Here is a 25752-nt window from a genome sequence, read left to right as displayed (position 1 = left end):
ACGAGATTGCGTTTCGCGCCAGGAAATTCCGCCACGGAAACGTACCGCAGTTGCGAACAATACCTATGTTCCGAAATGTGCTCGGGAATTTGGAATGGTGAGCGAGATCGGGCGGTTGCTTCGCCGAGAGTGAAGGCTGATCACTCACGCGATAGGGAAACTCCGGTGTGCTGGACGTTGCGCCGGCGCCACACGTGATCCACGGCGCGGCGACGGCCGCATTCCCTTGTCCCACAAGGAAAAGGCGCTGTCGGGAACCCGACAGCGCCTTCGAAGTCGACAATGCCGCAGCGACTAGAAGCGCTTCTTCACCGCGAACTTGAACACCCGGCCCAGCGCGTTGCCGGTGAAGGGATCGTAGTTCAGGTCGAGACGCGCGAACGAGGGATCCTCGTCGAACACGTTGTCGACCGAGATGATGACCGTCGTCTCCCACGGCAGTTCCACACGATAGTCGAGCTCGGCGATGAGGGTCGACTTCACGGTCTGGCCGCCGTTGACCACGCCGCTGACCGCGTTCGGCACATTGATGGACGCGCGCTGGTCCTTGTAGGAGTCGATGTAGTTCAGCGTGGCGCGCAGGTTGTGCGGGCCGCGACTGTACTGGGCGTAGATCGAGCCCTTCCACTCGGGCAGCGACGTCGCCGACAGCTGATAGTTCAGGAAGCCCGCCGCGTCGTAGGCGCGCTCGACCGTCACGCCTTCGACCGTGAAGTTCCCGATCTTGTACTCGCGCGTGTAGGTCGCGGAACCGCCAACGCGGAGCTCGCCGCCCAGGACCTCGCCGAAGTCGTAGTCCGCCAGGATGTCGATCCCCGAGGTCTTCACCTTGGGACCATTGACGACCTGGGTGCGGACCCGGGCGATGGTGGCCGTGGAGCAGGCGCCCTGGAAGGTGAAGCGCGCTTGCAAGCGGGCGAACTCAGGCGTGCCGCAGCGGGTGGCGGCGCCGCCCGGGAACATGGTGTTCACCAGGGACCCGGACGGTTCGCCCACGATCGGGTTCTTGAAGTCGAACTGCCAGTAGTCGACCGTCGCCTTGAAGTTGCCGACGTTGAAGATCGCGCCCGCCGAGTAGGTGTCGGATTCTTCGGGCTTCAGGTCCGGATTGCCGAAGAAGTCGATCGCCCGGAACGACCCGGCGATGAAAGACAGGCCGGTGACGCTGGAGGTGACCAGCGAAGTCAGCGGCGGGCCCCGGAACGTGGTGCCGACCGATGCGCGGACGGCCAGCCAGTCGACCAGCTGCCAACGGCCGGTGGCCTTGTAGTTCGTGGTCGAGCCGACCGCCTCATAGTCTTCGTGGCGGACGGCCAGCTGCAGCTGGATATCGTCGGTGATCGGCACCGCCAGTTCGGCGAAGCCCGCCCAGACGTTACGCGAGAGGTCCTGCTCGTCCGCGGTGCCCAGGAACACCAGCGGGCCGTTGGCGACCGGGCAGTTGGTCGTGCCGGTGACCACGGTGTCGATGCAGGGCGTGACCGCGCGATCGTTCAGTCCGTTGTACTGGGAGTCGAACATGTCGCGACGGAACTGGGCGCCAGCCGCCCAACCCACCGCGCCGCCCGCCAGCTCGATGGGCAGCTCGCCGTTGAGCACCAGGTCGGCGACCACGAGGCGGGTCGTCTGCTTGGTGGAGACCTGTGGGAAGAACCAGCGGATCAGGTCCGGATTGTTCGCGACGGCGGCGTTGTAGCCGGGGTTCGTCTGGCCGGTGATGGCGTTGGACTGGACCGCGTTCGAGAACGGGTTGAAGAAGTAGCAGCCCAGGGCGTTGTTGCCGGCGTTGGTGGTGAAGTTGTTGGTCTCGGCCGCGGTGCAGCCGTCGCCGGACGCCAGGGCGCCGAACCCGCGCAAGGCCAGCTGCAGCCTGGAAGCCACAGTGTCGTAGCCGGTCCGCCGGGCCACTTCCTGGCCATAGGTCAGTGCCACGTCGTAGCCGATGCCCATGAACCCGGTGTCGCCCTTGAAGCCGACCGAGGCGCGGTAGGCCTCGTACTGGCGCAGGCCTTCCGACGAACCGTCAGACCCTTCGAAGATCGGGTTCCCGCCGAACGAGATCGGACGATAGAGGACCCCAGGCAGGTGCGCGCCGGTGGCCGTCGCCGGGACCAGTCCCGGGTTGGCGGCCCGGTAGGCGGCGAAGCCAGGGTTGTTGGCCGGCACGAACCAGCCCAGCAGCACCGCCGGCGTCAGCGAACCCACGGTCGGGTTCGTGGTGGCCGTCGGCGTCTGCAGCGTCAGGTACGACGGCGACGTCTTCCAGTTCGGCATGTCGGTCTTCGACCAGAGCAGCTCAGCATGGAACTTGTTGTTCTCGTCGAGGTCGAAGTTCGCTTCGCCGTAGATCTGGTAGCGGTTCTCCATCTCAACCAAGTTGTCGTACTCGGTGTAGTGGAACCGGCACGACTGAATGCCACCCCCGACCGGGATGCCGCCGAGCACCGAGCAGCCCACGTCCACCGCGCCGGTCACGCCGGCGACGCCGGTGCCGATCGGCACCCAGGCGCCCGTGGCCGTCTGTGCGATCGGCACGATGCCGGTGGTGGACGAACCGCCCGACCAGCCGCCTTCCGGGTTTTCCGTGAAAGGCCGCGAGGCCCAGCTGCGGTCGGTGACCTTCAGTTCGGACCGGTGCTGCCAGCCGCCGCTGATCAGGATGTTGCCGTTGTCGAACATCTTTCCGAACAGCGCCGAGGCGTCGTAGTTGCCCTTCGAGCCGTCGATCAGGCTGTAGCTGCCGCCCAGTTCCAGGCCTTCGAAGTTCTGGCGGGTGATGAAGTTGACCACGCCGCCGATCGCGTCCGAGCCGTAGATCGCCGCGGCGCCGTCCTTCAGGATCTCGACCCGGCCGATCGCGGCCTGGGGCAGGGTGTTGGTGTCGACCACGCCGGCGGCGAACGGATTGGGCGCCATGCGGCGGCCGTTCATCAGCACCAGGGTGCGGGCGGCGCCGAGGCCCCGCAGGTTGATCGAGCCCGAGCCTTCCGAGCCCTGGGCGCGAGTGTCGAACTGGTTGGTGTCGCCCAGCACGCCGCTGGACACCGACAGGTTCTTGATCAGTTCGAGGGTCGAGGGCGAGCCCTGCTTCTCGATATCCTCCTGGCTGATCACGTCGACGGGCAGAGCCGCGTCTTCAGGCGTACCGCGGATGAACGAGCCGGTGACGACAACTTCGCCGACCTCGGTGGGACTGGCCTGGGCCTGTGCGTGGGCCTCGCCTGACGCTCCCAGGGCAAACAGCGCGGCAATAGCGGATGCGCTGCAGAAGAACCTGCCTTTAGTCATCGCTTTCCTCCCCTCGGCAGCCTCTGTGGCGGGCCGGCCTGAGTGGAGCGATAGTGATGGGAATTATTTCACCTTTGCCACAAGAATCTCGGCGTTCTCCTAACGCTGATCTTTGTTCTGCGGAGGCGACCGCGGCGTCGCGGACAAAAAAAGACGCCGCCAGCGAGCTGGCGGCGTCGATAGAGGTCCGATCCGGGAGGTCCCCGGAACGGTGACTAGAACTTCTTGCGCACCGCGACCTTGAAGGTGCGGCCGTAGGGGTTGCCGATGAAGGGGTCGTAGGACGCCTCCAGGCGGGCCGCCGACGGATCGCGGTCGAAGATGTTGAACACCGACGCCGACACCGTGGTGTCCCAGGGCAGCTCGATCCGATAGGTGGCGTCGAAACTGTAGAACGACTTCACCTTCAGGCCGATGGTGGTCAGCTGGCAGTTGGTCGCGATGCCGGCCTGGGCGTTGGCGACGTTGCAGTTCGCGGACGAGCCCGTCTGGACCGTCGTCGGGCCGCGATTGTCGGTCGCGCCGCCGATGTAGGTCATGTCGATCCGCAGATTGTGCTCGTCGCGGGTGTACTCGGCGTAAGCGGCGCCGCGCAGCTTCGAGACGGTGCCGGGGAACCGGTCGTAGTTCGTGAAGCCCAGCGCCTTGTAGGGCGCCGAAATGAAGACGCCATTCACGCTGAACTCGCCGATGTCGTACTTCACCAGCCGGCTGAACGACGCACCGAACGAGACGTCGCCGCTCAACACGTCGGGCATCTTGTAGTCGATGCTGCCGTCGATGCCGGTCACCTTGGTCCGCGGGCCGTTCACAGTGTCGGACCGGACGCGCTGGATGTCGTTGCCGACCGTCACGCCCTGGGTGCAGGCGTTGTTGTTGTTGAAGGTGATCAGGTTCCGAAGCGCCGCGCTGCAGTTCACGAGCTGCGTGCCGTTACCCACGCCGCCGACGGAGGTCGCGACCACCTGGGCCGGCACGGTGGTGATCTGGTCCTCGATGTTGAAATGCCAGTAGTCGGCGATGACCCGCAGGGTTCCGGCGCCGACGTCGGTCTGGAAGATGGCGCCCACGTTGTAGGTGAAGGCCTTCTCGGGGCCGACCGCCGGGTTCCCGGTGAAGTCGACCGACTTGAAGTTGTTGCCCGCGGCCTGGATGCCCGACAAGCCCGTCACCGAGTTCGTCGAACGGTTGCCCGGCGTCGGGCCCCGGAAGGTGGTGCCGACCGATCCGCGCAGGGCGAAGCTGTCGACGATCTGCCACTTCAGCGCCAGCTTCGGATTGACGGTGGAGCCCGTGAGGCCGCCGTAGTCCTCGTAGCGGATGGCCGCCTGCGCATTGAGCGAGTCGGTGATCGGCAGGTTGGTTTCCGCGAAGAACGCGTAGACCGAGTCCTCCAGCTGCTGGGGCGAGCCCTGGCCCAGGAAGATGTAAGGACCGGTGGCGAGGGTGCAGTTCGTCGTCCCCGGGACCGGGCACGGCGTGACCCGCACGTCCTGGAACGGGCTGCGCAGCGTCGACTGGAAGTCGGTCGTCCGATACTGACCGCCGGCCGCCCAACCCACCTTGCCGCCCGGGAGCTCGATGCCAAGCTCGCCGTTGAACACCAGGTCGACCACGAACAGGTCCTGGCGCTGACGGGTCTCGGAGCCACGTTCGAACAGATAGTCCAGCAGTTCGACGCTGTTGGCGTTCGCCGACACGAAGCCCGGGTTGGTCAGGCCGAGAGCCGGGTTGCCCGCATAGCCGTTGGAGAACGGGTTGAAGTAGAGGCAGCCGTTCGCGCCGGGCGTGTTGGTCCGGCAATTTGCCCCACCAAGGCCGTTGAGGGCCCGCTGGAGCTTGTCGATGAAGATGTCCGGCGTGTGTTGGCGGTTCTGGGTGTGCGAATAGGTGACGCCCAGGTCGTAACCGATGCCCGCGAACGGCAGCTCGCCGGTCAGGCCCGCGGCGACGCGATAGATGTCATAGTTCCGATAGCCGACCTGGCCGCCGTTGTCATAGAGCGCGTTGCCGCCAGCCCCCAGCGGACGGAACAGCGTGAGTGAGATCCGGCTGGTCGCCGCGATCTGGGCCGCCGAAAGGCCCGCCTGCTGCAGCGCCGTCAGGGCGCCCGGGTTGGTGATCGGCGTCGAGAACACTCCGACGCTGCCGGGACCGTTCGGACCCTGGATCGGAGGGAAGGCCGGCGAGAACCGCATACGCGGCAGGTCGGTCTTGGCCCAATAGGCTTCGACGTGGAACTTGGTCTTGTCGTTCAGATCGACGTTCGCCTGGGCGAACACGTGGTAGCGATCCTCGTGCTCCACGAGGTTGTCGAACGGGATGTACGTGAAGTAGCAGGCGGGGGTCGTGGCAGAGAAGCCCGCGAAACCACCGACGTTCGTGCAGTTGGCGTCGCGCGTCACGCCCGCCGTCGGCGCGCCGGTGGCGCTCAGCGGCAGGAACGAGGAGGGCTGACCGAGGACGGAATAGCCTGACGGATTTTCGAGGTACGGACGGTACGACCAGTCGCGATCGGTCGTCTTCAGTTGCGAGCGGTGCTGGTAGCCCGCCGAGAACAGGACGCTCGCGCTGTCGAACATCTTGCCGTAGACGGCGCTCAGGTTGTAGTCGCCGTTGGAGCCATCGACGTAGCGGTAGTCGGCGTTGACCTCGACCCCGTCGAAATTGGTGCGGGTGATGAAGTTCACCACCCCGGCGATGGCGTCCGAGCCGTAGGTGGCGGCCGCGCCGTCCTTCAGGACTTCAACCCGTCCGATGGCCGAGACGGGCAGCATGTTGGTGTCCACGCCGCCGCTGCCGGCCCCCGCCGAAGACACGACCCGCCGCCCGTTCACCAGGACGAGCGTGCGCAGGCTGCCGAGCCCGCGCAGGTTGATGGTGCCGGCGCCCACCTGGCCCTGGGCGGCCGTCGAGAACTGGTTGGAGTCGCCGAGCACAGGGCCGCTGACCGGCAGGCTCTTGATCAGGTCGATCGTGGTGGGAGACCCGCGCCGTTGCAGTTCATCCTGGCTGATGACCTCGACGGGCAACGCCGCGTCCTCGGGTGTGCCCCGGATGAAGGAGCCCGTGACGACAACTTCACTGACTTCACTGGGACCCGTCTGGGTCTGCGCCTGGGCCTGCCCGGCGGCGCCGAGCGCGAACAACGCGGCGACAGCCGACGTGCTGCAGAAGAACCTGCCTCTATTCATCGATTTCCTCCCCTCGGCAGCCTCTGTGGTGGGCTATCCTGAGTGGGAGAATAGTTGAGGCGTTTGCCGCCCCGCGGCTACAGAAATTTCGCCGTTCTACCAAGATCGTGCGCGATCGCGGCGTCACAGCAACACCTTGTGGCGTAAGGGATAGCGTTACGCAGCGTTATCGAATTCTCCGTACGCCCCGTCGCGTTCTTAAATGACGTCGGCGTCAGTTTCTGGAGAGACTTCCAGACCCGCCTGTTCAGCCCTGTCCAGCCGGAAACTCAGCTCGCAGCTCAGGCCCTCCGGCAGGTAGTCCATCCGGACCTGGCCGTTCAGCTCGCGGGCCAGGCCTTCCTGGATCAGGCGCGATCCAAAGCCCCGGCGTAGGGGCGGCTGCACGGCCGGGCCATCGACCTCGCGCCACACGAACCTGAGCAGGTCGTCCGTCAGGGTCCAGTCGATGCTCACCCGGCCGCTTTCATCGGACAGAGCGCCGTATTTCACCGCATTCGACCCCAGTTCATGCAGCGCCATGGCCAGGCCCAGCGCGTGGGAGGCCTTCAGGCGCGCGCCGGGCCCCGAGATGCTGAAGCGCCCGCCCTGGGGCTCGTCGAACGCCGCGACCGCCAGGCGGACCACGTCCTCGAGGTCGGCGCTCTCCCAACTCTCGGCCGTCAGCAGGTTGTGCGCTGCGGACAACGCCATCAGCCGCGAGACGAACGCCTCCCGCGCCTCGGAGAGGGTGCGGTCGCTTCGCATGGTCTGGGCGCCCATGGACTGAACGGTGGCCAGGGTGTTCTTCACCCGGTGGTTCAGCTCGTTCATGAGCAGCCGCTGGTGCTCTTCGGCGCGGCGGCGCTCGGCGATCTCGCGCTGGGCGGCCTGATACAGACGGGCGTTGTCGATCGCCACCGCGGCCTGGTTGGCCAGCCCCACGATCAACCGCTCGGCCCGTACGGTGAATACGCCCGCGTCCTCATGGCCGAAGAACAGGCCCCCGATGATCTCGCCGGAACGTGAGCGAACGGGCACGGCAAGGTAGCTTCGGAATGGCGGATGGCCTTCGGGCATGCCCCGGTTCGGCGGGTTCTGGCCGTAGCGCGCGTCCTGGGTGATGTCGGCCACCCGCACCACGCCTTCGCCGGAGAAGGTGGGCGCGAACACCGCTGTATTCCGGGGATGGCCGAACCGCTCGAACGCGGCGCGCGGCGCGCCCGACAGCGCGAAGAGCGTGAACCTTTCCCCAACCTCGTCGATGACGTTGTAGAAGAAGGCACCGATTTGCGCTCCGCTCAGCGCGCGCCCTGAGTCGGTCACCGTCTGGACCGCCGTGTCGAGGTCAAGTTGGGCGGCCACGGCTGCGCCGGTCCGGTTCAGGATTTCCAGCGCTTCGCTCTCGTCGCGCAGTCGCCGTTCGCTCACCTGAAGTTGCTCGCGTCCGCGCCGTTCGTCGGCCACGGCCGCCAGGATCAGCACCGTGGCCGAGACAATCGACACAAACTGCTGCGCGAGCAACACCTGTGCGCGTCCATCGGGCGCGGCGTTGAAGGGGCCGATCCCCTCGATCACGCCGGCGAACGCCACCACCGCCAGACCAAGCAACGCCGCCGAGGCGCCTCGCACGCTGAACGCCAGCGCCGGCCATACGAGGATGGGAAAGATGTACCAGGAACGCAGCACCTGGGGCGGAACCCAGACGAAGATCGCGTAGGCGACAGCCACCGTGACCAGCAGGGCGGCTGCCAGGTGCAGCCGTTCGGGCCAGGCCAGCGCCGGCCCTCCGCCGCGCCGCCAGGTCAGCACGACGGGCGCGACCGCCAGGACGCCGGCCAGGTGGCCGAACCACCAGGTGGCGCCCAGCCGCGCCGCCTCGCCCTCAGGCGCGACCAAGGGCGCGCCCAGCCCCGCCGAGATCGTCGCGCCGAGGAGGCCGCCGCCCAGCACCAGGACCAGGATGGCGTTCAGCGACGCCAGGTTGGGGTCCAGCCGCAATCGGCGGAACGCCAGAGCGGGCACGACTGCAGCGAGGGTCGAAGCTCCAGCCACCCAGAGATCGTTGACTTCGACCGCGCCTTCGAGCGTGACCAGGGCCAGCAGATGCCCCACGAGTACGCCCGGCCACAGACGCGCGCCCCCAACCACCAGCGCTGCGAACGCCAGTCCTGCGGCCGGCCAGAAGGTGACACCCGCGCTCGGCGCGAACAGCAGGTACAGACTGGCGACCGACACGGCGCCATAGGCGAGCGCCAGACCCAGGGCGGCGAATAGCTCGCCGCGGCTTAGAGGCAGTACGGTGGCCAGCCCGACACGCGTCGGATCGGCCGTCCTGGGTCGAGCCCTGTTCAACGGCGCCCCGTCTCGCTCCCGTTCCTGTCGCGGCGTGGGCGCGGGGGGTCCCCACCCCCGCGCAAAGCCAAGCTCCTGGCGCCACGATCCTAGGCTGGGGGCTCCGGGTCAACCAGACGGCGCACCCACGGCGCGAATCCTGTTGCGCCGGCCCTCCCGGCAGCGGCAGTCTGATGACCGCTGTTCGGTTCGGGGGGCTCCGCGGCATGGCGCGCGGGGAGTGGGTATGACGTTTACGTCGAAGATCGTGCGATCGGACGGGAAGCTGGTGTTCACGCCGATCGGCCGTGTCGACGCCGAGTCCGTGGACCAGTTCACGGCCGAACTGATCGCCGCCGCCCGCGAAGCCAAGGCCGCCGGCATGATGATCGTCGACCTCGCGCAGCTGGACTTCATGGTCTCGCGCGGCCTTCGGGCGCTCACCATGGCTCAGCGCGAAGGCGCGGTCATGAAGCTGGCGGCGCCCAACGCCCAGATGGTCGAGATCCTGAAGATCAGCCGCTACGACAAGCTGTTTGAGATCCTGGACGAGGCGTGAGCGGCATGCGGGTGCGTTTCTGGGGCACGCGAGGCTCCCTGCCGGTGGCGCTGACCGCCACCACGATACAGGCCAAGATCGCCAAGGCGCTGGTCGCCGCCGGCGGCCGGTCGTTCGCCAGCGAGGCCGAGGCCGCCGCCTTCGCGGCAGAGACCCTGGATTTCGCGACCAACGGCGCCTACGGCGGCGCCACCTCGTGCGTCGAGATCGAGGGGGCCGACGGCGCCTTCGTCATCTGCGACATGGGCTCGGGCCTGCGCGAATTCGGCATCGACAGCTTCCGCCGCATCGCGGGCGGGCATCCGGCCGTCTACCACTTCTTCCTGTCCCACCTTCACTGGGACCACATCATGGGCTTCCCGTTCTTCGGGCCGGCCTTCAACCCCAACGCCACCATCGTGATCCACTCGGGCCACGCCGACGCGGAAACCGCGCTGCGACGCCAGCAGGAGGAGATCTCGTTCCCGGTGCCGTTCGACTGGCTGCGGGCGAAGTTCGAGTTCGTGGTGCACGAACCGGGCGTCACCTTCGAGGCCGCAGGTCTGACCGTCAGCCTGACCCCGCAGCACCACAGCCACGACTCTTACGGCTATCGCTTCGAGAAGAACGGTCGCGCGGTGATCTACTCCACCGACAGCGAGCACAAGGTCGAGAACATGGACGCCGAGGCCGCCTTCGAGGCGTTCTTCGCCGGCGCCGACCTGGTGATCTGCGACACCATGTATTCGCTGGGCGACACCGTCAGCCTCAAGCAGGACTGGGGGCATTCGTCCAACGTCGTCGCGGTCGACCTGTGCCACGCGGCCGGCGCCAAGACCCTGGCGCTGTTCCACCACGAGCCGACCTACACCGACGAAGACGTCCAGCGCATGCACGCCGAATCCGTCCGCTACGAGGAGTTGGTCCGGGGCGATCGGTCGCCGCTGGAGGTCATCTGCGCCTATGACGGACTTGAGGTCGAAGTCTGATCTGGTCGATCCGGTGAAGCCGGCCCGCAGGTTTCCGTTCGGCGCGCCGGTCCTGCCCCCGAGCGCGATCGGCGATCTGGACGGCCGCGCGCGCGTTCGCATCCGGATCGGCGGTCTCATGGCCGCCCTGGCAGGCGCGCTGCTGGTGGCGATGCTCGGCCCCGTCCTGCGCCAGCCCCTCATCGACCTCTACCATAAGGTCTCGCCGCCGCCCCTGGCCAGCGCCAAGGTCAAGGTGGTGGTCATCGACGCCGAGAGCCTGGCGGCGATCGGCGGCTGGCCCTGGTCACGCTATGCGCTGGCGCGGCTCACCGAGCAGATCGCCGACCGGGGGGCCCTGGCCATCGGCTACGACTTCCTGTTCGTCGAGCCCGACCGGCAGGCGCCCAGCGAATTCGTCACCGCCTATCCCGACGAGCTGTCGCCCGCCGCCGCCGCCGAGGTCGCGGCCCTGCCGTCGATGGACGCCATCTTCGCCCGGGTTATCGGGCGCAGCCCCGTGGTGTTGGCCCGCGCCGGAGTCGACGCCTCGTCGTACGACAGCGCCGCGGGCGCCGTCCGAGACGAAGTCGCGCCCCTGCCGCCCGAGGTGGCGTTCCAGGGTCCGATCCCCCGGACGATCCCCTACTACCCTGCCGCCGTCGCGAACCTGGAGTTGATCGATGGCGCCGCGCTGGGCCACGGACTGGCGAACGGACCGCCGGACGCGGATGGCGTCATTCGCCGCGTGCCGCTGCTGGGCCGCCCTCACGGGGTGCTCACCCCCAGCCTGGCGCTGGACCTGGTCCGGGTGGCTGAGGGCGTCGAAACGATCCAGCTGGAGGGCGACAAGACCGCGCTGGACGCCATCCGCATCGGCAAGCACCGGGTCCCGGTGGACGCAGGTGGCCGCATCGAACTGCGCTTCGCCGGCCGCCCGCCCGACGCCGACGGCGACCGGGTCGAGGACTACCGCACGTTTCCTGCCGCCGACCTGCTCCGGAAGGGCATCCCGGCCGACGCCTTCAAGGACTCCATCGTCCTGGTGGGTCTGACCGCCGCCGGCACCTCGGACGTCGTCACCACCCCACGCGATCCTGAGACCTACGGCGTCTTCGTCCAGGCCCAGGCCGTGGACGCCATCCTGCGCAGCGCCGCCCTGGCCCGCCCCCGCTGGGCGCCGCCCCTGGAGTGGGGGATCGGTCTGGCGCTCGCGCTGATCTCATGGGTCGGCGTGCCAAGGGCCGCCATGACCGCGGTGCTCGCCGGCGCGGCGGTCGAGGTTGTGGCGGCCTTCGCCGCCAGCTGGGTCGCCTTCCTCAACAACCTGGTGATCGACCCCTACCCGATGCTGGTCCCCGGGGCGGCGTCGTCGGCGGTGCTGGTCACCGCGTTGTTCGTCGAGGGCCGACGCGTCCAAGGGCGCCTGCGGGCCGCACTCGAGGACGAACGCCTGTCGGCCGCGCGCATCTCTGGCGAACTGGCGGCCGCAAGCGAAATCCAGTTGGGGATGCTGCTGCCCCGTGAGGAGCTGTCGCGGATTTCGCCGGCGGTGGACCTGGATGCGGTGCTGCAGCCGGCCAAGACCGTTGGCGGCGACCTCTATGACGCTTTCCGCTTCGACGACGGCCGCGTTTGCTTCCTGGTGGGCGATGTCACCGGCAAGGGCGTGCCCGCATCGCTGTTCATGGCTCTGTCCAAGGCGCTGTCGCGTAGCCTGCTCATGCGGCCGGCGACGCCGCTGGACGCGGCCATCTGCGAGATCAACGCCGAACTCAGCCGAGACAACCGCCAGGCCATGGCCGTGTCGGTGCTGGTGGGCGTGCTGCAGCCCTGGGACGGCCGCCTCGACATGGTCTGCGCCGGCCACGACAATCCGGTGATCGTCGACGCCCAGGGCGTCGCCCGTGAGGTCGACCTGGACGGCGGGCCGCCGCTTTGCGTGGCCGAAACCTTCCCCTACCCGGTCGAGACCCATCGCCTGGCGCCCGGCGAGGTGCTCTTCTGCTTCACCGATGGCCTGACCGAGGCGCAGACTCCGGACGGTGAGCTGTTCGGCCGCGCGCGCGCCGAGGCGGCGATGGCGGCGGCGGCCCGCGCCGGCGACATCTCGCAGGCCGTCGACAGCCTGGTCGCCCAGGTTCGCGCCTTCGAGGCGGGCGGCGAGCCCAGCGACGACCTCACCATCCTGGCCGTCAGCCTCAAACCGGGCGCCAGCTAGTCTACTGTCGGGTGCGCGACAGTTCCGCCTTGCGCGCTACGAGTGTGTTGTAGAGTAAAGCCGCACCAAGGGTCGCGAGGTCGTCGTCCATGACGCATTTGCAGCCTGCGCCCGAGGCGGCCACCCCGGCCGACGCCCGCGCGCACCGTCGGATCCGCGTCCTCGGCCTTGCCGCAGGACTGGTGACGGCTGTGCTGGTGGCCTTGGCCGGCGCAAATCTGAACCAGCCGTTGTTCGACGCTTTCCAGCGCGTGATCCCTGCGCCGGATGTCTCGCGTCGTGTGCACGTGGTGGTGGTCGACGCCGAGAGCCTGCGCGATGTGGGCGGCTGGCCCTGGTCGCGATTCTATCTGGCCCGGCTGGTGGAAGAGATCGCCGAACGCGGCGCCGTCGCCATCGGCATCGACGTGCTGCTGCCGGAGCGCGACCGCGCCGACCCTACCGATTTCGCGCGCCTCTACATGGAGCTGCCGCCCGCCACCGCCGATGAGCTGCGCAAGCTTCCGTCGATGGACGCGGTGTTCGCCCGGGTGGTGGGCCGCCTGCCGGTGGTGTTGGCCCGTGCGGGCGTTCGGCCCGGTTCGTTCGACGACCTGGAGCAGACGGCGACGCCCCTGCCCCCCGGAGCCACGTTCAAGGGAGCCACGCCGCCCGACATCCTGGCCTTCCCGAAGGTGGTGACCAACCTGCCGCTGATCGACGGCGCGGCGATGGGCCATGGATTGATCAACGGTGACCGCGACGCCGACGGGGTGGTCCGTCGCGTGCCCCTGGTCGCCAACGCCGCCGGCCATCTGACTCCGGGCTTCGCGCTGGAGCTGGCGCGGGCGTCGGAGCACGCGCCCGCAATTCAGTTCCGCGACGGGCTGGTCTGCGCCGGCCGCGCCTGTGTGCCCGGCGGGCGCGACGCCCAGCTGACCCTGCGGTTCGGGGATTGGCGACGCACCCAGACCACCTCGGCGGTGAACCTGATGCGCCAGGGCGCGCCTGCGGACCTGTTCAAGGGGCAGGTGGTCATACTGGGCGTCACAAGCGCCGGCGTGGCCGATGTGGTGGGAACGCCCCGCGCCCGGGCCGTGTCGGGCATCTTCGTCCAGGCGCAGGCGGTAGACGCCATCCTGCGCGGCGCGGGACTGGCGCGACCGGGCTGGGCGCCGCCGGTCGAGTGGGGTCTGGCGCTGCTGGGCGTCTTGGCCGCGTGGCTGGGCGTGCCGCGCGCGCCGATGCTGGTGGTGATCGGCTCCGCCCTGGCGGTCACGGTCGCAGCGACCGGGGCCAGCGCGCTGGCGTTCAGTCGCGACCTGCTGGTCGATCCCTTCCCGATGTTCGCCCCCGGCCTTGCGACCGTCGTGGCCATGCTGGCGCTGCTGGTGATCGAGGGGCGCCGGGCCGAGTCGCGCCTGAAGGCCGCCTTCGAGGGCGAGCGCCAGCTGGCCGAGCGCCGCCAGAGCGCGCTGATCAACGAGCTGAACCATCGGGTGAAGAACACCCTGGCCACGGTCCAGGGCATGGCCATGCAGACCATCCGTCCCGACCGCGACGCCGAGGAGGCCCGCGACGCGTTCGTCGAACGGCTGATGGCGCTGTCGGCGGCCCACAACCTGCTGAACGAGGTGCATTGGGACCGCGCCGAACTGGGCGACGTCGCGCGGACCGTCACCGCCCCCTACGACGAGCCCCCCGGCACACGCTTCCGTATCGAAGGCCCGCCGGTGCCGATGACCGCCACCCACGCGCTGGCTTTCGCCCTGGCCCTGCAGGAGCTGGCTTCCAATGCGCTGAAGTTCGGGGCGCTCTCGACCGCCGCCGGCCGCGTGCGGATCGCCTGGCGCGCCATCGACGGCGACCGCATCGAGTTTCGCTGGGTCGAGACCGGCGGTCCGGCCGTTTCCGGCTCCGTCAGCGGCGGCTTCGGCACACGCGTCATTCGCCAGGGTCTGGCCCGCGATCTGGACGGCCAGGTGCGCCTGATGCCCCGCCCGACGGGCCTGACCTGCGAGATCGTCTTCCGACCGGGCTAAGCTACCGCAGGATCACTTCCACGCGGCGGTTGCCCGCATCGTCGACACCGTCGGCGGTCTTGTTGAGCAACTCGCGCTCTCCTCGCCCGGTCACTTTGGCGTTCTCCACCGGCAGGCCCCGCTTCACCAGCGCCGCGCGGATCTCGGTGGCCCGGTCGCGCGACAGCGTTTCGTTCAGCTCAGAGGCGCCCACGGTGTCCGTGTGCCCGACGATCTGCACCTCGGACGTCGCGGTCACAGCCTTCATCAGCGCCTCCATGGTCGGCACGGATTCGGGCGTGATGTCGGTCGTGCCCTGGATGAAATAGAGCCGATAGGGGCGCGGCGGCGCGGGCAGCCAGGCCAGCAGGGCGGCGTGATTGTCTTTCACGGGCTGGGCCTTCACCGACTTGCCGCCGATCTTGGCCCAGGTGTTGGGCTGGGTCAGGGCGCCCACCTCGGCCTCGGACTTGGCGTCGAACACCGCCACGGCGCCGGTCGCGCCGTCGGCGTCGGGATAGAGGCTGACCTTCGAGGTGGCGCAGCCGGCCAGCGCCGCCGCGGCGCCCAGAGTGATCAACAGGCGCATCACTTCACCTCGACGACGAAGGTGGTGCCGCGGGCCGCCAGCAGCGAGGTGGGGGTCCGCACCTTCATGGCGTCCTTGTTTTCCTTGGCGATCTGTCCAGAAACGACGCCCAGCGTGCCCCGGTCCACCGTGGTGAGCGACTTGCCGCGATGGGTCGTGTCGTCGAATTCGAACTGGCTGAGCGCGACCCGGCTATTGGGCCCGACGGCGAAGCGGCTGTTGTCCACGAAGGTCACGCCGATGCGACCGGTCGGCCCCGTGGCGAGCACATCGCTGACCAGGAGCTGGTAGCCCGGCGTGGCCGGCGTCTGGGCCTTGCCCCGCACGACTGTGGCCGTGCCGGTGACCGTCTTGATGCGGCCGATTTCGCCGGCGTTCTGCGCGATGGCCAACCCCGGCGTCGACACGCACGCGGCCATCAGCAATCCTGCAACGTAGATACGCATCATGCGGTTCTCCGGACACCCACGCGGAAAGACATAGCTCAGCTGGACGCTCAAGCCGACCCCCCTGCGCATGATGCGGCGAACGTCGGCATGCCGACCCGCGTCAGTCTGCCCGCCAGCGAGTCCGGTCTGGTGCTGGCGATCCGCGCCGCCCGCGCTTTCGCGGCGCAGTGCGGCCTGGACGCCACGGCGACCGACCGCCTGTGCGTGGTGGTCGAGGAGTGGCTCTCCAACGTCGTCGAGCATGGCGGGCCCGCGCCCGGCAGCCGCCTCATGATGCGGCTGGAGCGCGATGAAGGCGGGCTTCGCGCCACCTTCACCGACGCCGGCCAGGCCTTCGACCCGCGCCACACCCCGGCCTTCGAAGGCCCCAACACCGAGCGCGGCGGCGGCGCAGGGCTGGAACTGGTCCGCGCGTGGGCCGACATCGCCGACTATCGCTACACCCGCGGGCGCAACCGACTGGTGCTGCGGGTTACCCCATGAGCCCGTCCCGGCGGTGGCGCCTGGGCCCCGGGGCGTTTCGCGCCCGGCCGCGCCTGCTCGCCGCCATGGCGATCGGACTGGCCGGGGGCGTCGCCTCCCAGCTCGTGTTCCCCGGACTGCAGCCCGCCTCCAGCGCCATCGCCGGCTGGGACATCTTCTGCGCCATCTACCTTGGCCTGACCGTCCACGCCATCCGCCGCCAGACCCCCGCCCAGATCCGCGCCCAAGCCGCGCGACAGGACCAGGGCCAGGCCGTCATCCTGCTGATGATCCTCGCCGCCTGCGTGGTCAGCATCGCGGTGGTGGCGTTGGAACTGTCAGGGGCCCTCCATGAGCACGGTTGGGTCAAGGCGCTCCGGGTCGCCACCGCGTTCGTCACCGTCGCCGCGTCGTGGCTGACGCTGCAGACGGTGTTCGCCCTCCACTACGCCCACGAGTACTACGCGCGCGACCCGGAGACCGGCCACGACCAGGGCGGGCTGGCGTTCCCAGGAGGTGAACCGCCCGACTACTGGGACTTCCTGCATTTCGCTGTCGTCATCGGCGTGGCCGCCCAGACCGCAGACATCGCCTTCACCAGCCGGCCCATGCGTCGTCTCGGCACGACCCACAGCCTGATCGCGTTCGCCTTCAACACCCTTGTGCTGGCCCTGACGGTCAACCTGCTGGCCGGACTGGTCTGAAGGTCCGCCGCCGGCTGAGCGCCCGACGACTACCCCCGAACGGGGGAGGGCGGGCCAAGTCTCTGCAGATATCGCTTCGCCCCTAATCCGTACAAAGGGGGTTCTCCATGTTCAGCTCGGTTACGGCGGCCCGGGCCGCCTGGAAGGCCTTTGCTGCACCTGTCGTCGCCTGCGGCCTCGCCGTCACTGCCGCGACGCCAGCCGCGGCCACCATCTTCTTTGGCAACTACAATCCGTCGAACACCGCCGCCACCTCGGCAGGCGTGGGGCTGCCGCTGGTTCGCCGCGCACCTGACGCCACCCAGAGCTTCGACACCGCGGCGTCCAACAGCACCTACTGCGCCAACTTCTTCTGCACGTTCTTCTACGGGACGACGGTCACGACGACCTTCACCGTCGACAGCACCTTTGTCGCCAGCCACCTGATCGTGCCGATCTCGACGGTGAGCCCCTACGGCAATCGCCGCGCGGGTTTCAATATTGAGCGGCTCGACGGCGCAGACTGGGTCGGTCTCGGATTTATGCAGGTGGAGAGCGGTCTGGTGCCGGCGGGCATCCACGAAGTGCAGGTGGCGTTCGGCAACTCGAGCGGCTCGACCTTCAATCCGGCGCCGATCCAATTCGTCGACGGCTCGACCTATCGCATCCGCACTAATCACGCCGCCGGCGCGGCGGGCTTCATGTCCTGGTACCTGAGCGACCAGGCCGCAGCCATCGGCCAGTCGTTCCAGCGCAGCACCCAACCCGGCGTGGCCGGCCCGCTGGCCTACCAGCCGGCCTTCGCGCTGACCGACGGCGGCGACCTCGTGTATGCCCCGAAGTCCGGCGCCATACCCGAGCCGGCGACGTGGGTCATGATGATCGCGGGTTTCGCGAGCATCGGCGCGGCGCTTCGCCGCCGCCGGCTTGTCGCCGCCTGAGCGATCAGACCGGGCTCTGGTATCGCGCCAGAGCCCGGGCGAACCGGGCCGCCGTCGGCGCGATCAGCGGCCGATAGGCGTATCGCAGGAACCACCCGGGAAAGCCCTGGCCGCGTTCCTCCAGCGCCACGCGGCCGCGCGGATGGATCATGAAGCGCGGGCCGGGCGCGCGATACGCCTCGGAATCGACATCGAATGTGAGCGCCGCGAGGTGCTTGACGCTCTTGTAGCCGTAGTGCGCCGGCGCCACGAGCCGCAGGGGCGCGCCGTGGGCCAGCGGCAAGGCTGCGCCGTCCAGCCGATCGGCCAGCAGAACGTCATCGGCCAGCAGGTCGCCCAGCGGCAGGGCGGCGTGATAGCCGTCGCTGGCGTGCAGCACCACGAGCCGCGCGGGGTCGCCGCCGGCCAGCCCCAGGGCCGCCGCGAAGTCCGCGAATCCGACGCCCCCCCAGACGCATTCGCGTCGGGTCCAGGTGGTCACGCAGTGGAAGTCGCTGACCTGTCGACGTCGTGGAAGAGCCGACCACGCCTGTGGCCCCACGTCGGCGACCTGCGCGCCGCCTGACGACACGATCAGACTTAGCGCCGAAGGGTCCGGTGGGAACCGCGTAGCGAATCGCGTGGCGCCGAACCTTGGGAACGTCGCGATCGCGTGCTGCCCGGGCGGCAGCGCGCCCCGCTCAACCGCTTTGTCGTCCATCCCGGCCTCCGCATGGGTTCGGCCCGGACTCGTAGTTGTTTTAGATTATCGAGTCTATTATCTATTATACATGCCACGCCCCGCGAAGTTCGACGAACGCCAGATCCTCGACGCCACAGCGCGGATCGTCGCCACTCAGGGCGCGCCGGCCGCCACCATCGGCGCGATCGCCCAGGCCTTGGGTGCCCCGTCAGGGTCGATCTACCACCGCTTCCGGTCCCGCGATGAGTTGCTGGGCCGCCTGTGGCTGGAGCGCATCGGCCGCTTCCAGGCGGGCGTACAGGCCGCCCTCGAACACCCTGATCCCGACATGGCGGCGCTCGACGCCGCGCTGTTCACTTTAGCCTGGGTGCGCGCAGACCCGGCGGGCGCCCGAATCGCGCTGCTGCACCGGCGCGAAGAGTTCGTGGGCGGTGGCTGGCCCGCCGACATGGCGGCGGAAGCGGGCCGGATGGGCGCGGACGTCGAGACCGGCCTGGCGACGATCACCCGGCGGCTGTTCGGCGAAGACACGCCCGACCTGCGTCGCGCAGCGCGTTTCGCCGTCATCGACATCGCCTACGCCGCCGTCCGCCCCCACGTCGCCCGCGCCGAGCCGCCGCCTATGAGCCTCGACGCCCTGGTCCGGGCCGCCGTCATGGCCAGCCTGGCGGCGACGCGCGCGTAGGGCCCGCATCGCGGGTCGAAGGCTTTGAAATTTCTGAAGAAACGATGGTGGACGTGACAGGGATTGAACCTGTGACCCCCTCGATGTCAACGAGGTGCTCTCCCGCTGAGCTACACGTCCGTACCTTCGGGAAGGCGGGGATATACAGATCGACCCCGTGCTTAGCAAGCGGGGCCGATGCGACCTTTTCCGCTAGGCGGCGATCATCCGTTCCACCTCGGAGACGATCTCGCGCAGGTGGATGGGCTTGCTCAGCACCTTGGAGCCGGCCGGAGCCTTGTCGCCGGCGGCCAGCGCCACAGCGGCGAAGCCGGTGATGAACATGATCCGCAGCCCCGGATGCTTCGACGCCGCCTGGCGGGCGACTTCGATGCCGTCGAGACCGGGCATCACGATGTCGGTGAGCAGCAGGTCCCACGGCTGGTCCAGATGGGTGACCGCTTCTTCGCCATCGGCGCACGCGGTGACGTCATGGCCGGCGCGCTCCAGGGCGCGGGCCAGGAAGCCACGCAGGCTGTCGTCGTCTTCGGCGAGGAGGATTCGGGACATGGCGATGCTACCGGGCTAGATCGGCTACAATACCTAGCGAACCGTAAACGCGCCATGAAGGCGGTTTGACGCTGGGGTCGCACAAAGCATTGTATGAGCCCATGAACGCCATGCCGCCCAAACCCGGCGCAGAGCCCTCCAGTGCCGAGGGCGAAGCTGTTGTTGCGGCGTTCGAGATCCGCCGCGCCGGCCCGGCGGACGCCCCGCCGACCCCGCTGGTGTTCGCCTCGCCCCACTCGGGCCGGCTGTACCCAGAAGACATGATGTCGGCCGCCGCTCTGGACGCGGTGTCGATCCGCCGGTCCGAGGACGCCTTCGTCGACGACCTGATCGCCAGCGCACCTGGCCATGGCGCCGCGATGATCACGGCCGGATTCGCCCGCGCCTATATCGACCTCAACCGCGAGCCCTTCGAGCTGGACCCGTCGATGTTCGCCGACGAACTGCCGGCGTTCGCGCGCTCGCGCACGGCGCGGGTGGCCGCGGGGCTGGGCGCCATCGCCCGCGTGGTGTCGGAGGGCCAGGAGATCTATCGGCGCAAGCTCACCTTCGCCGAGGCGAAGCTGCGGATCGACGGCGCCCACACGCCCTACCACGCCGCCCTTAGGGGGCTGATCGACGAGGCCCAGGCGGCCCATGGCTTCGCGATCCTGGTGGACTGGCACTCCATGCCCTCGGCTGCGGCGCGGGCGGGCGCGCGTGATCGGCCGGCCGACATCGTGCTGGGCGATCGCTTCGGTGCGGCCTGCGCCGGCGTGCTGCCCACCCGCGTCGAGCGCGAACTGGAGGCCCTGGGCTACCGGGTCACACGCAACACCCCCTACGCCGGCGGCTACACCACCGAGCACTACGGCCAGCCCGCGCGCCGCGTTCATGCGCTGCAGATCGAGATGAACCGGGCGCTCTACCTCGACGAGGCGACGCTGACGCCCACGTCCGGCTTCGAACGCCTGCAGCGCCACCTGGACCAGCTGATCCAAGGTCTTGCCGCCGCCGACTGGAGCGCCCTGAAGGCGTCGTAGGGCGTGCCGTTGCCGGATTGAGCCGGTTCGCAACCTGTGATGGGCTGGACCCAGGACCACCCGGAGCCCCTGCGATGTGCCGTAACATCAAGACCCTGTTCAACTTCGAGCCGCCGGCCACCGACGACGAGATCCGGGCGGCGGCGCTGCAGTTCGTCCGCAAGATCTCGGGCTTCAACACGCCGTCCAAGGCCAACAAGGCGGCGTTCGACGCAGCGGTCGCGGCGGTCTTCCATGCCGGACACCAGCTGATGCATGACCTGGAGACCACGGCTGCGCCACGCGACCGCGAGGTCGAAGCCGCAAAGGCGAAGGCGCGCTCGGCCGAGCGCTTTGCGAAGGCATAGAGGCGCGCAGGCCAAAAAAAAGCCGCGCCATCGGGCGCGGCAGTTTTCAGGGAGGAAACGCCCAGCAAGGGCGGAGGCGCCAGAGCGCCTCGTACGCCTAAGCTAGGGTGCAACGCACAAAATCGCAAGGCGACGACAGAAACTTTTGTGTCGCACCTTTAGGGCGTGACTGTTTTTTCAATAAAATCAGGATATCGCGTTACGTCAACGTCTCTCTGCGTTATGTGCGCCGCACAACGCCCTAGCGGTGTGGCCCGGCTTCCCGTACAAGCGCGCGCCTTTCGAAAGAACCCGTCCGACCCATGTCGCTCCGTAACATCGCCATCATCGCCCACGTCGACCACGGCAAGACCACGCTCGTCGACCAGCTTCTCGCCCAGTCGGGCGTCTTCCGCGCGAACGAAGCGACGGTCGAACGCGCCATGGATTCCAACGATCAGGAGCGCGAGCGCGGGATCACCATCCTGGCCAAGTGCACCTCGGTGCTTTGGAACGGCGAGGCGGGCGAAACCCGCATCAACATCATCGACACCCCCGGCCACGCCGACTTCGGCGGCGAGGTCGAGCGGATCCTGGGGATGGTGGACGGCTGCGTCATCCTGGTGGACGCCGAAGAAGGCGTCATGCCCCAGACCAAGTTCGTGCTGGGCAAGGCGCTGAAGATGGGCCTGCGCCCCATCCTCTGCCTGAACAAGGTGGACCGGCCGCACGCCGACCCCGACCGCGTCCTGAACGACGCCTTCGACCTGTTCGCCGCCATGGGCGCGACCGACGAGCAGCTGGACTTCCCGCACATCTATGCGTCGGGCAAGAACGGCTGGGCCACGATGGATCTGGCCAAGCCCAACGACAACCTGGGCCCGCTGTTCGACCTGATCGTCAAGCACGTGCCCGAGCCGAAGGTCGTCGAAAACAAGGACAAGCCGTTCCAGATCCTCTCGGTTCTGATCGAGAACGACCCGTTCCTCGGCCGCCTGCTGACCGGGCGCATCCAGTCGGGCAAGGCCGTGCCCGGGATGCCGATCCACGCCCTGTCGCTGGACGGCAAGGAAATCGAGCGCGGCCGCATCACCAAGGTGCTGGCCTTCCGCGGCCTGAAGCGCCAGCCGATCGAGGACGCCGAAGCCGGCGACATCGTCGCCATCGCGGGCCTGTCGAAGGCGACTGTGGCCGACACCCTGTGCGCCATGGAAGTCACCGAGGCGCTGCCCGCCCAGCCGATCGACCCGCCGACCATCTCGATGACCGTCTCGGTCAACGACAGCCCCCTGGCCGGCCGCGAGGGCGACAAGGTGCAGAGCCGCGTCATCGCCGCGCGCCTGATCAAGGAAGCCGAGTCGAACGTCGCCATCCGCGTCACCGAGACGTCCGAGAAGGACGCCTACGAGGTCGCCGGCCGTGGCGAACTGCAGCTGGGCGTGCTGATCGAGGGCATGCGCCGCGAGGGCTTCGAAGTCTCCATCAGCCGTCCGCGCGTGGTGTTCCAGACCGATCCCGAGACCGGCGAGCGCCTCGAGCCGATCGAGGACGTGATGATCGACGTCGACGACGAGTTCACCGGCATCGTCATCGAGAAGCTGTCGGCCCGTAAGGCCGAACTGAAGGACATGGGCCCGTCGGGCGCCGGCAAGACCCGCATCAGCCTGATGAGCCCGTCGCGCTCGTTGATCGGCTACCAGGGCGAGTTCCTGACCGACACCCGCGGCTCGGGCGTTCTGAACCGCGTGTTCAGCCACTACGAGCCCTACAAGGGCGCCATCGACGCCGGCCGCAAGGGCGTGCTGGTCTCCAACTCCGACGGCGAAACGGCGGCCTACGCCCTGTGGAACCTGGAAGAGCGCGGCACCATGTTCGTGGGCGCCGGCGAGAAGACCTACCAGGGCATGATCATCGGCGAGAACAGCCGCTCGGACGATCTCGACGTCAATCCGATGAAGGCCAAGCAGCTGACCAACGTCCGCGCCTCGGGCAAGGACGAGGCCGTCCGCCTCACCCCGCCGCGTCGCCTCACCCTCGAACAGGCCATCGCCTACATCGAGGAGGACGAACTGGTCGAAGTGACGCCCAAGTCCATCCGCCTGCGGAAGAAGGTCCTGAACCCCTCCTTCCGCAAGAAGCGCGTCAAGGACGAGTAGGCCTCAGCCCGCGGGGCGCTCAACGGAGGGCGGCATCATATCTTGGCGCAGACGCCTGCGGCTGTCTGATAGAACGCCTCGTCAGCCTCCAGCCGTCGCATCAGGGCCAGCCCTTCGGCGCAATCCGCGCGGGCCTCCTTCTGCCGGCCCGCGCGGGCGAGCACCTGCGCACGCTGGACCATCAGGTCCCCATGGTTGACGTGCAGCTTCTTGTAGTGGGCGTCGTAATTGCGTTTCGACTCATCGAGGCTCCGGAGCGCCGAAGCCGTGTCGCCAAGCTGGGACTGGGCCAGTGCGAGGTAGCCCTGGATCGAGCCGATCTTGAAGTGTGGTCCGCCATAGGCTTGCTTCAGAATGGCGATCGCACGGTCGAAGTCCTTGATCGCCAGTGCGGGTTGCCCTTGGGCGTAGAGGATCTGGCCCCGCTGTGACAGGGCATCGGCAATGATCGGATTGTCGGCGTCCAGGACGCCTCCGAGGATCGAGATCGCCTCGTCGATGTGAGCCTTGCCTTCGGTGTACCGACCCGCCTCGCGTTCGTTGAACGCCAGGACAGACAGCGCCTGACCGGTCATCCGACTCTTCGGCCCGGTCGCTCGCCGCGCCAGCTCCAGGCCTTTCAGGAGAGCCTCGCGGGCCCGTTCGTCCTGTCCCATGCTCGAGAGGGTCAGTCCGTAGTTGAGGTAGATGCGGGCGAGTTTCCTGGGCTTGACGTCCTTGGCCTTGGCATAGTGCGCCAGCGCGGACTGAAAGGCCTTTTCGGCCGCGCTGTAGTTGGTCATCGACTGCTCCACCTGAGCGCGCGTCTGAGCAAGATCGCCGCGCGTCTCCGAATGCTCGTCCAAGTTCGGGCCGAGTAGCGTCTCGGCCTGCGTGATCGTGTTCAGGCTCGCCGTGAAGTCGCCCTTGTTGCGATAGGCCGAGGCGAGCGTCTGCAGAACGGGAGCGCCCTCAGAACCGCGGGTACGCGCGAGAGCAACCGCCGGCTCCAGCGCGTTTCGCGCTTCATCGAACAGGCCCAGATTCACATACGCCTCGCCCACAGTGCCCAGCAGCCGCAGCCTTATGTCCGGTTGATCGCTGAGCTCCAGGGAGGCGCGTTCAGCGCTGTTCTTAAGGATCGACAGCGCCGTAATCGTGCGCGGGTTCTCCGTCGCCGGGTTGGAGATCGAGAAGGTGCCGATCAGGAAGCTGGAGGCCGCCCGCGCCGCCGCGCTCTCACGCTCGGCCAGCAACCGCTGACGATTGGCCTCGAACGCCAGGGCGCCTGTGATCGCCATCCCCGCCATGGAGCCGGCGACAAGCATGCCCGCGCGCCGGACCCTGCGCTGGGCTTCCCTCTGGACCAGTTGATCGAGGGGCACCGCCGCAAGGCCGGCAATGAGTTTCAGCAAGGCGCCCCGCCGGCCGTCGCCTTCCTGGCGCAGGTCAGCCGCGATCGGATGGGCGGGCTCGCTACTCAGTTCGTTGTCGGGGCCGAGCCGGTACCGCACTGCCGGCGGGAAGCACTCTTCATCCGGCTTGCCTCGCTCGGTGGCTCCAGGGTCGCCGGCGATGATCAGGGCCAGCACCCCGGCCTCCCCATGCATGCGCTTGAAGGTCAGAACCTCTTCATTGACCCACTGCGAGCGCGCCGAGCGGGGCGAGCAGACAACGATCAGTCGAAGGGATCGCGAGAGGGCGGTGCGCAATTCGTGCCCGAGGTCTCCGGACGCCGGCAACTCGTCGCGGTCTCGGAACAACGGGATCAGGCGACGCGGCGCAGGTCCCAGCGGCGTCTGCTGGCCAACGATTCTTGAGGGAATACGGAATGTCTCGATCGCCCGATGCAACCAACGCACCGTCGCGGTGTCAGCGTGGCTATAGCTGATGAAGGCGCGGTACGAACGCCCGACGCCTTCACCCTTAGTTTGGTCGGTCACACCGCGGAGCTCACGCCGTCTTTCGGCGTCGGGCGCGCAGATGCATTCCGGCCAAGCCGAAGCCGCCGATCATCAGCGCCCACGTCGCAGGCTCGGGCACACCGCCGGCGCGCAGTGAGGACAGGCGCCACGAGTACGTGAAGGGCGGGCTGTTATCGACCTGGGGCCCATCACCGCCTCCGCAGCCGGTGCCATCATCCGGACAGACTGGGAATAGGCTGAGGTTCCAGAGTCGCGCGACGCCGCCGAGGGGGTCTTCAAGGCCCGTCTGGAAGAGCGAGGTCGCCGATCCGATTGTTACGATATTGTTTTGGACGGTGCCGATGTCGTCGGTGAAGTCGAAGTCGTGGCTGAACGTCGTCACATCGGACGCGCCGACTTCGTAAAACAGAACATCGTCGTTGTAGTATTTCCACGAGAGGAGCGTGCCACCGAACGGCACGTAATCCTTGATCAACAGGGTGCCTCGGACGTTGCGTCCGGTCTCGTCGGAGAACAAAAATGTTGCGATCGCGGCGTGCGCGGTCGCCGCTGACCCCAGAACCATCGCGGCCGAGACCGCGGCATACTTCGCCCATTTGATCAAAGCTCAACCCCCACCCTGGCGTGCGACGTCCGCGAGCCTACGGTGAAGTTAACACCGCGATAACTGTCAAGCGCTCCGATTCTCCCGACGGGCGATACGCTCCATCAGCGCACGCGAGAATAGCAGCGAAACGTCAGATCGGGCGCCGGTCCCGCGCCGCCGCCGGTGAGATGGCCCG

20 protein-coding genes and 1 tRNA gene are annotated in these 25752 nt (G+C 68.2%); 11 read left to right on the top strand and 10 right to left on the bottom strand.

All coding sequences use genetic code 11. From position 1 onward, the window contains the following. Positions 1–294: 294 nt before the first annotated feature. The 3 genes from ACQ66R_RS15430 to ACQ66R_RS15420 all read right to left on the bottom strand — a co-directional run bounded on the left by ACQ66R_RS15430 (position 295) and on the right by ACQ66R_RS15420 (position 8816). Entirely contained in the window at positions 295–3288 is a 2994-nt protein-coding gene (locus tag ACQ66R_RS15430; protein ID WP_430423435.1) for a TonB-dependent receptor domain-containing protein, read from the bottom strand. A 215-nt stretch (positions 3289–3503) separates the two neighbouring features. Then, the gene (locus ACQ66R_RS15425) at positions 3504–6482 is read right to left on the bottom strand and encodes a TonB-dependent receptor domain-containing protein (protein WP_430423433.1); all 2979 of its coding nucleotides are present in this window, start codon (positions 6480–6482) and stop codon (positions 3504–3506) included. A gap of 198 nt (positions 6483–6680) precedes the next feature. Next, entirely contained in the window at positions 6681–8816 is a 2136-nt protein-coding gene (locus ACQ66R_RS15420) for an HWE histidine kinase domain-containing protein (protein WP_430423431.1), read from the bottom strand. 226 nt (positions 8817–9042) lie between these two features. Between ACQ66R_RS15420 and ACQ66R_RS15415 the strand changes: the two genes are divergently transcribed. From ACQ66R_RS15415 to ACQ66R_RS15400, 4 genes are all read left to right on the top strand, one after another. Then, positions 9043–9354 carry an STAS domain-containing protein gene (locus tag ACQ66R_RS15415; protein ID WP_430423429.1) on the top strand — a complete coding sequence of 104 codons (312 nt, stop codon included), beginning with the start codon at positions 9043–9045 and terminating at the stop codon, positions 9352–9354. 5 nt (positions 9355–9359) lie between these two features. Further along, the gene (locus tag ACQ66R_RS15410) at positions 9360–10322 is read left to right on the top strand and encodes an MBL fold metallo-hydrolase (protein ID WP_430426321.1); all 963 of its coding nucleotides are present in this window, start codon (positions 9360–9362) and stop codon (positions 10320–10322) included. Beyond that, positions 10297–12522, top strand: a complete 2226-nt coding sequence (locus ACQ66R_RS15405; RefSeq protein WP_430423427.1) for a CHASE2 domain-containing protein — start codon at positions 10297–10299, stop codon at positions 12520–12522. Before ACQ66R_RS15410 ends, ACQ66R_RS15405 begins: the two co-directional genes overlap by 26 nt. An 89-nt stretch (positions 12523–12611) precedes the next feature. Further along, positions 12612–14543 (top strand): CHASE2 domain-containing protein, encoded by a 1932-nt coding sequence (locus ACQ66R_RS15400; protein WP_430423425.1) that lies wholly within the window; start codon positions 12612–12614, stop codon positions 14541–14543. A gap of 1 nt (position 14544) precedes the next feature. Here the strand turns inward: ACQ66R_RS15400 and ACQ66R_RS15395 are convergent, their stop codons facing one another. After that, entirely contained in the window at positions 14545–15111 is a 567-nt protein-coding gene (locus ACQ66R_RS15395) for an OmpA family protein (protein ID WP_430423423.1), read from the bottom strand. Next, a complete protein-coding gene (locus ACQ66R_RS15390; protein WP_430423421.1) occupies positions 15111–15560 on the bottom strand; it encodes a FecR family protein in 450 nt (149 codons plus the stop codon). Before ACQ66R_RS15390 ends, ACQ66R_RS15395 begins: the two co-directional genes overlap by 1 nt. Positions 15561–15647: 87 nt before the next feature. Between ACQ66R_RS15390 and ACQ66R_RS15385 the strand changes: the two genes are divergently transcribed. The 3 genes from ACQ66R_RS15385 (at position 15648) to ACQ66R_RS15375 (ending at position 17646) form a co-directional block, all read left to right on the top strand. After that, positions 15648–16043: an ATP-binding protein gene (locus ACQ66R_RS15385; RefSeq protein ID WP_430423419.1), complete on the top strand. Its 396-nt coding sequence runs from the start codon at positions 15648–15650 to the stop codon at positions 16041–16043. Next, positions 16040–16726, top strand: coding sequence for a DUF1345 domain-containing protein (locus ACQ66R_RS15380; protein WP_430423417.1), 687 nt, complete (start codon positions 16040–16042; stop codon positions 16724–16726). Before ACQ66R_RS15385 ends, ACQ66R_RS15380 begins: the two co-directional genes overlap by 4 nt. Positions 16727–16833: 107 nt before the next feature. Further along, positions 16834–17646: a PEPxxWA-CTERM sorting domain-containing protein gene (locus ACQ66R_RS15375; protein ID WP_430423415.1), complete on the top strand. Its 813-nt coding sequence runs from the start codon at positions 16834–16836 to the stop codon at positions 17644–17646. A gap of 4 nt (positions 17647–17650) precedes the next feature. On the opposite strand, the gene ACQ66R_RS15370 is transcribed toward ACQ66R_RS15375, so the two are convergent. Further along, positions 17651–18346 (bottom strand): molybdopterin-dependent oxidoreductase, encoded by a 696-nt coding sequence (locus tag ACQ66R_RS15370; RefSeq protein WP_430423413.1) that lies wholly within the window; start codon positions 18344–18346, stop codon positions 17651–17653. Between the two features lie 70 nt (positions 18347–18416). On the opposite strand from ACQ66R_RS15370, the gene ACQ66R_RS15365 reads away from it, so the two are divergent. Then, positions 18417–19013: a TetR/AcrR family transcriptional regulator gene (locus tag ACQ66R_RS15365; RefSeq protein ID WP_430423411.1), complete on the top strand. Its 597-nt coding sequence runs from the start codon at positions 18417–18419 to the stop codon at positions 19011–19013. 45 nt (positions 19014–19058) lie between these two features. Here the strand turns inward: ACQ66R_RS15365 and ACQ66R_RS15360 are convergent. Together ACQ66R_RS15360 and cpdR are read right to left on the bottom strand one after the other, a co-directional pair. Further along, positions 19059–19133, bottom strand: a tRNA-Val gene (locus ACQ66R_RS15360). A gap of 72 nt (positions 19134–19205) precedes the next feature. Then, positions 19206–19562, bottom strand: a complete 357-nt coding sequence (cpdR, locus tag ACQ66R_RS15355; RefSeq protein ID WP_293362328.1) for a cell cycle two-component system response regulator CpdR — start codon at positions 19560–19562, stop codon at positions 19206–19208. Positions 19563–19663: 101 nt separating this feature from the next. On the opposite strand from cpdR, the gene ACQ66R_RS15350 reads away from it, so the two are divergent. From ACQ66R_RS15350 to typA, 3 genes are all read left to right on the top strand, one after another. Further along, a complete protein-coding gene (locus ACQ66R_RS15350) occupies positions 19664–20584 on the top strand; it encodes an N-formylglutamate amidohydrolase (RefSeq protein ID WP_430423408.1) in 921 nt (306 codons plus the stop codon). Between the two features lie 74 nt (positions 20585–20658). Continuing rightward, entirely contained in the window at positions 20659–20931 is a 273-nt protein-coding gene (locus ACQ66R_RS15345) for a DUF2277 domain-containing protein (protein WP_430423406.1), read from the top strand. Positions 20932–21233: 302 nt separating this feature from the next. Then, positions 21234–23066 (top strand): translational GTPase TypA, encoded by a 1833-nt coding sequence (typA, locus tag ACQ66R_RS15340; protein ID WP_430423404.1) that lies wholly within the window; start codon positions 21234–21236, stop codon positions 23064–23066. A 35-nt stretch (positions 23067–23101) separates the two neighbouring features. On the opposite strand, the gene ACQ66R_RS15335 is transcribed toward typA, so the two are convergent. Beyond that, on the bottom strand, positions 23102–24988 hold the full coding sequence (locus ACQ66R_RS15335) for a tetratricopeptide repeat protein (RefSeq protein ID WP_430423402.1): 1887 nt from the start codon (positions 24986–24988) through the stop codon (positions 23102–23104). Between the two features lie 10 nt (positions 24989–24998). After that, positions 24999–25574 (bottom strand): PEPxxWA-CTERM sorting domain-containing protein, encoded by a 576-nt coding sequence (locus ACQ66R_RS15330; RefSeq protein WP_430423400.1) that lies wholly within the window; start codon positions 25572–25574, stop codon positions 24999–25001. Positions 25575–25752: the final 178 nt, after the last annotated feature.

This window comes from Phenylobacterium sp. (assembly GCF_965284355.1).
Classification (GTDB): Bacteria; Pseudomonadota; Alphaproteobacteria; order Caulobacterales; family Caulobacteraceae; genus Phenylobacterium.
This window is presented reverse-complemented; position numbering and strand designations above follow the sequence as displayed.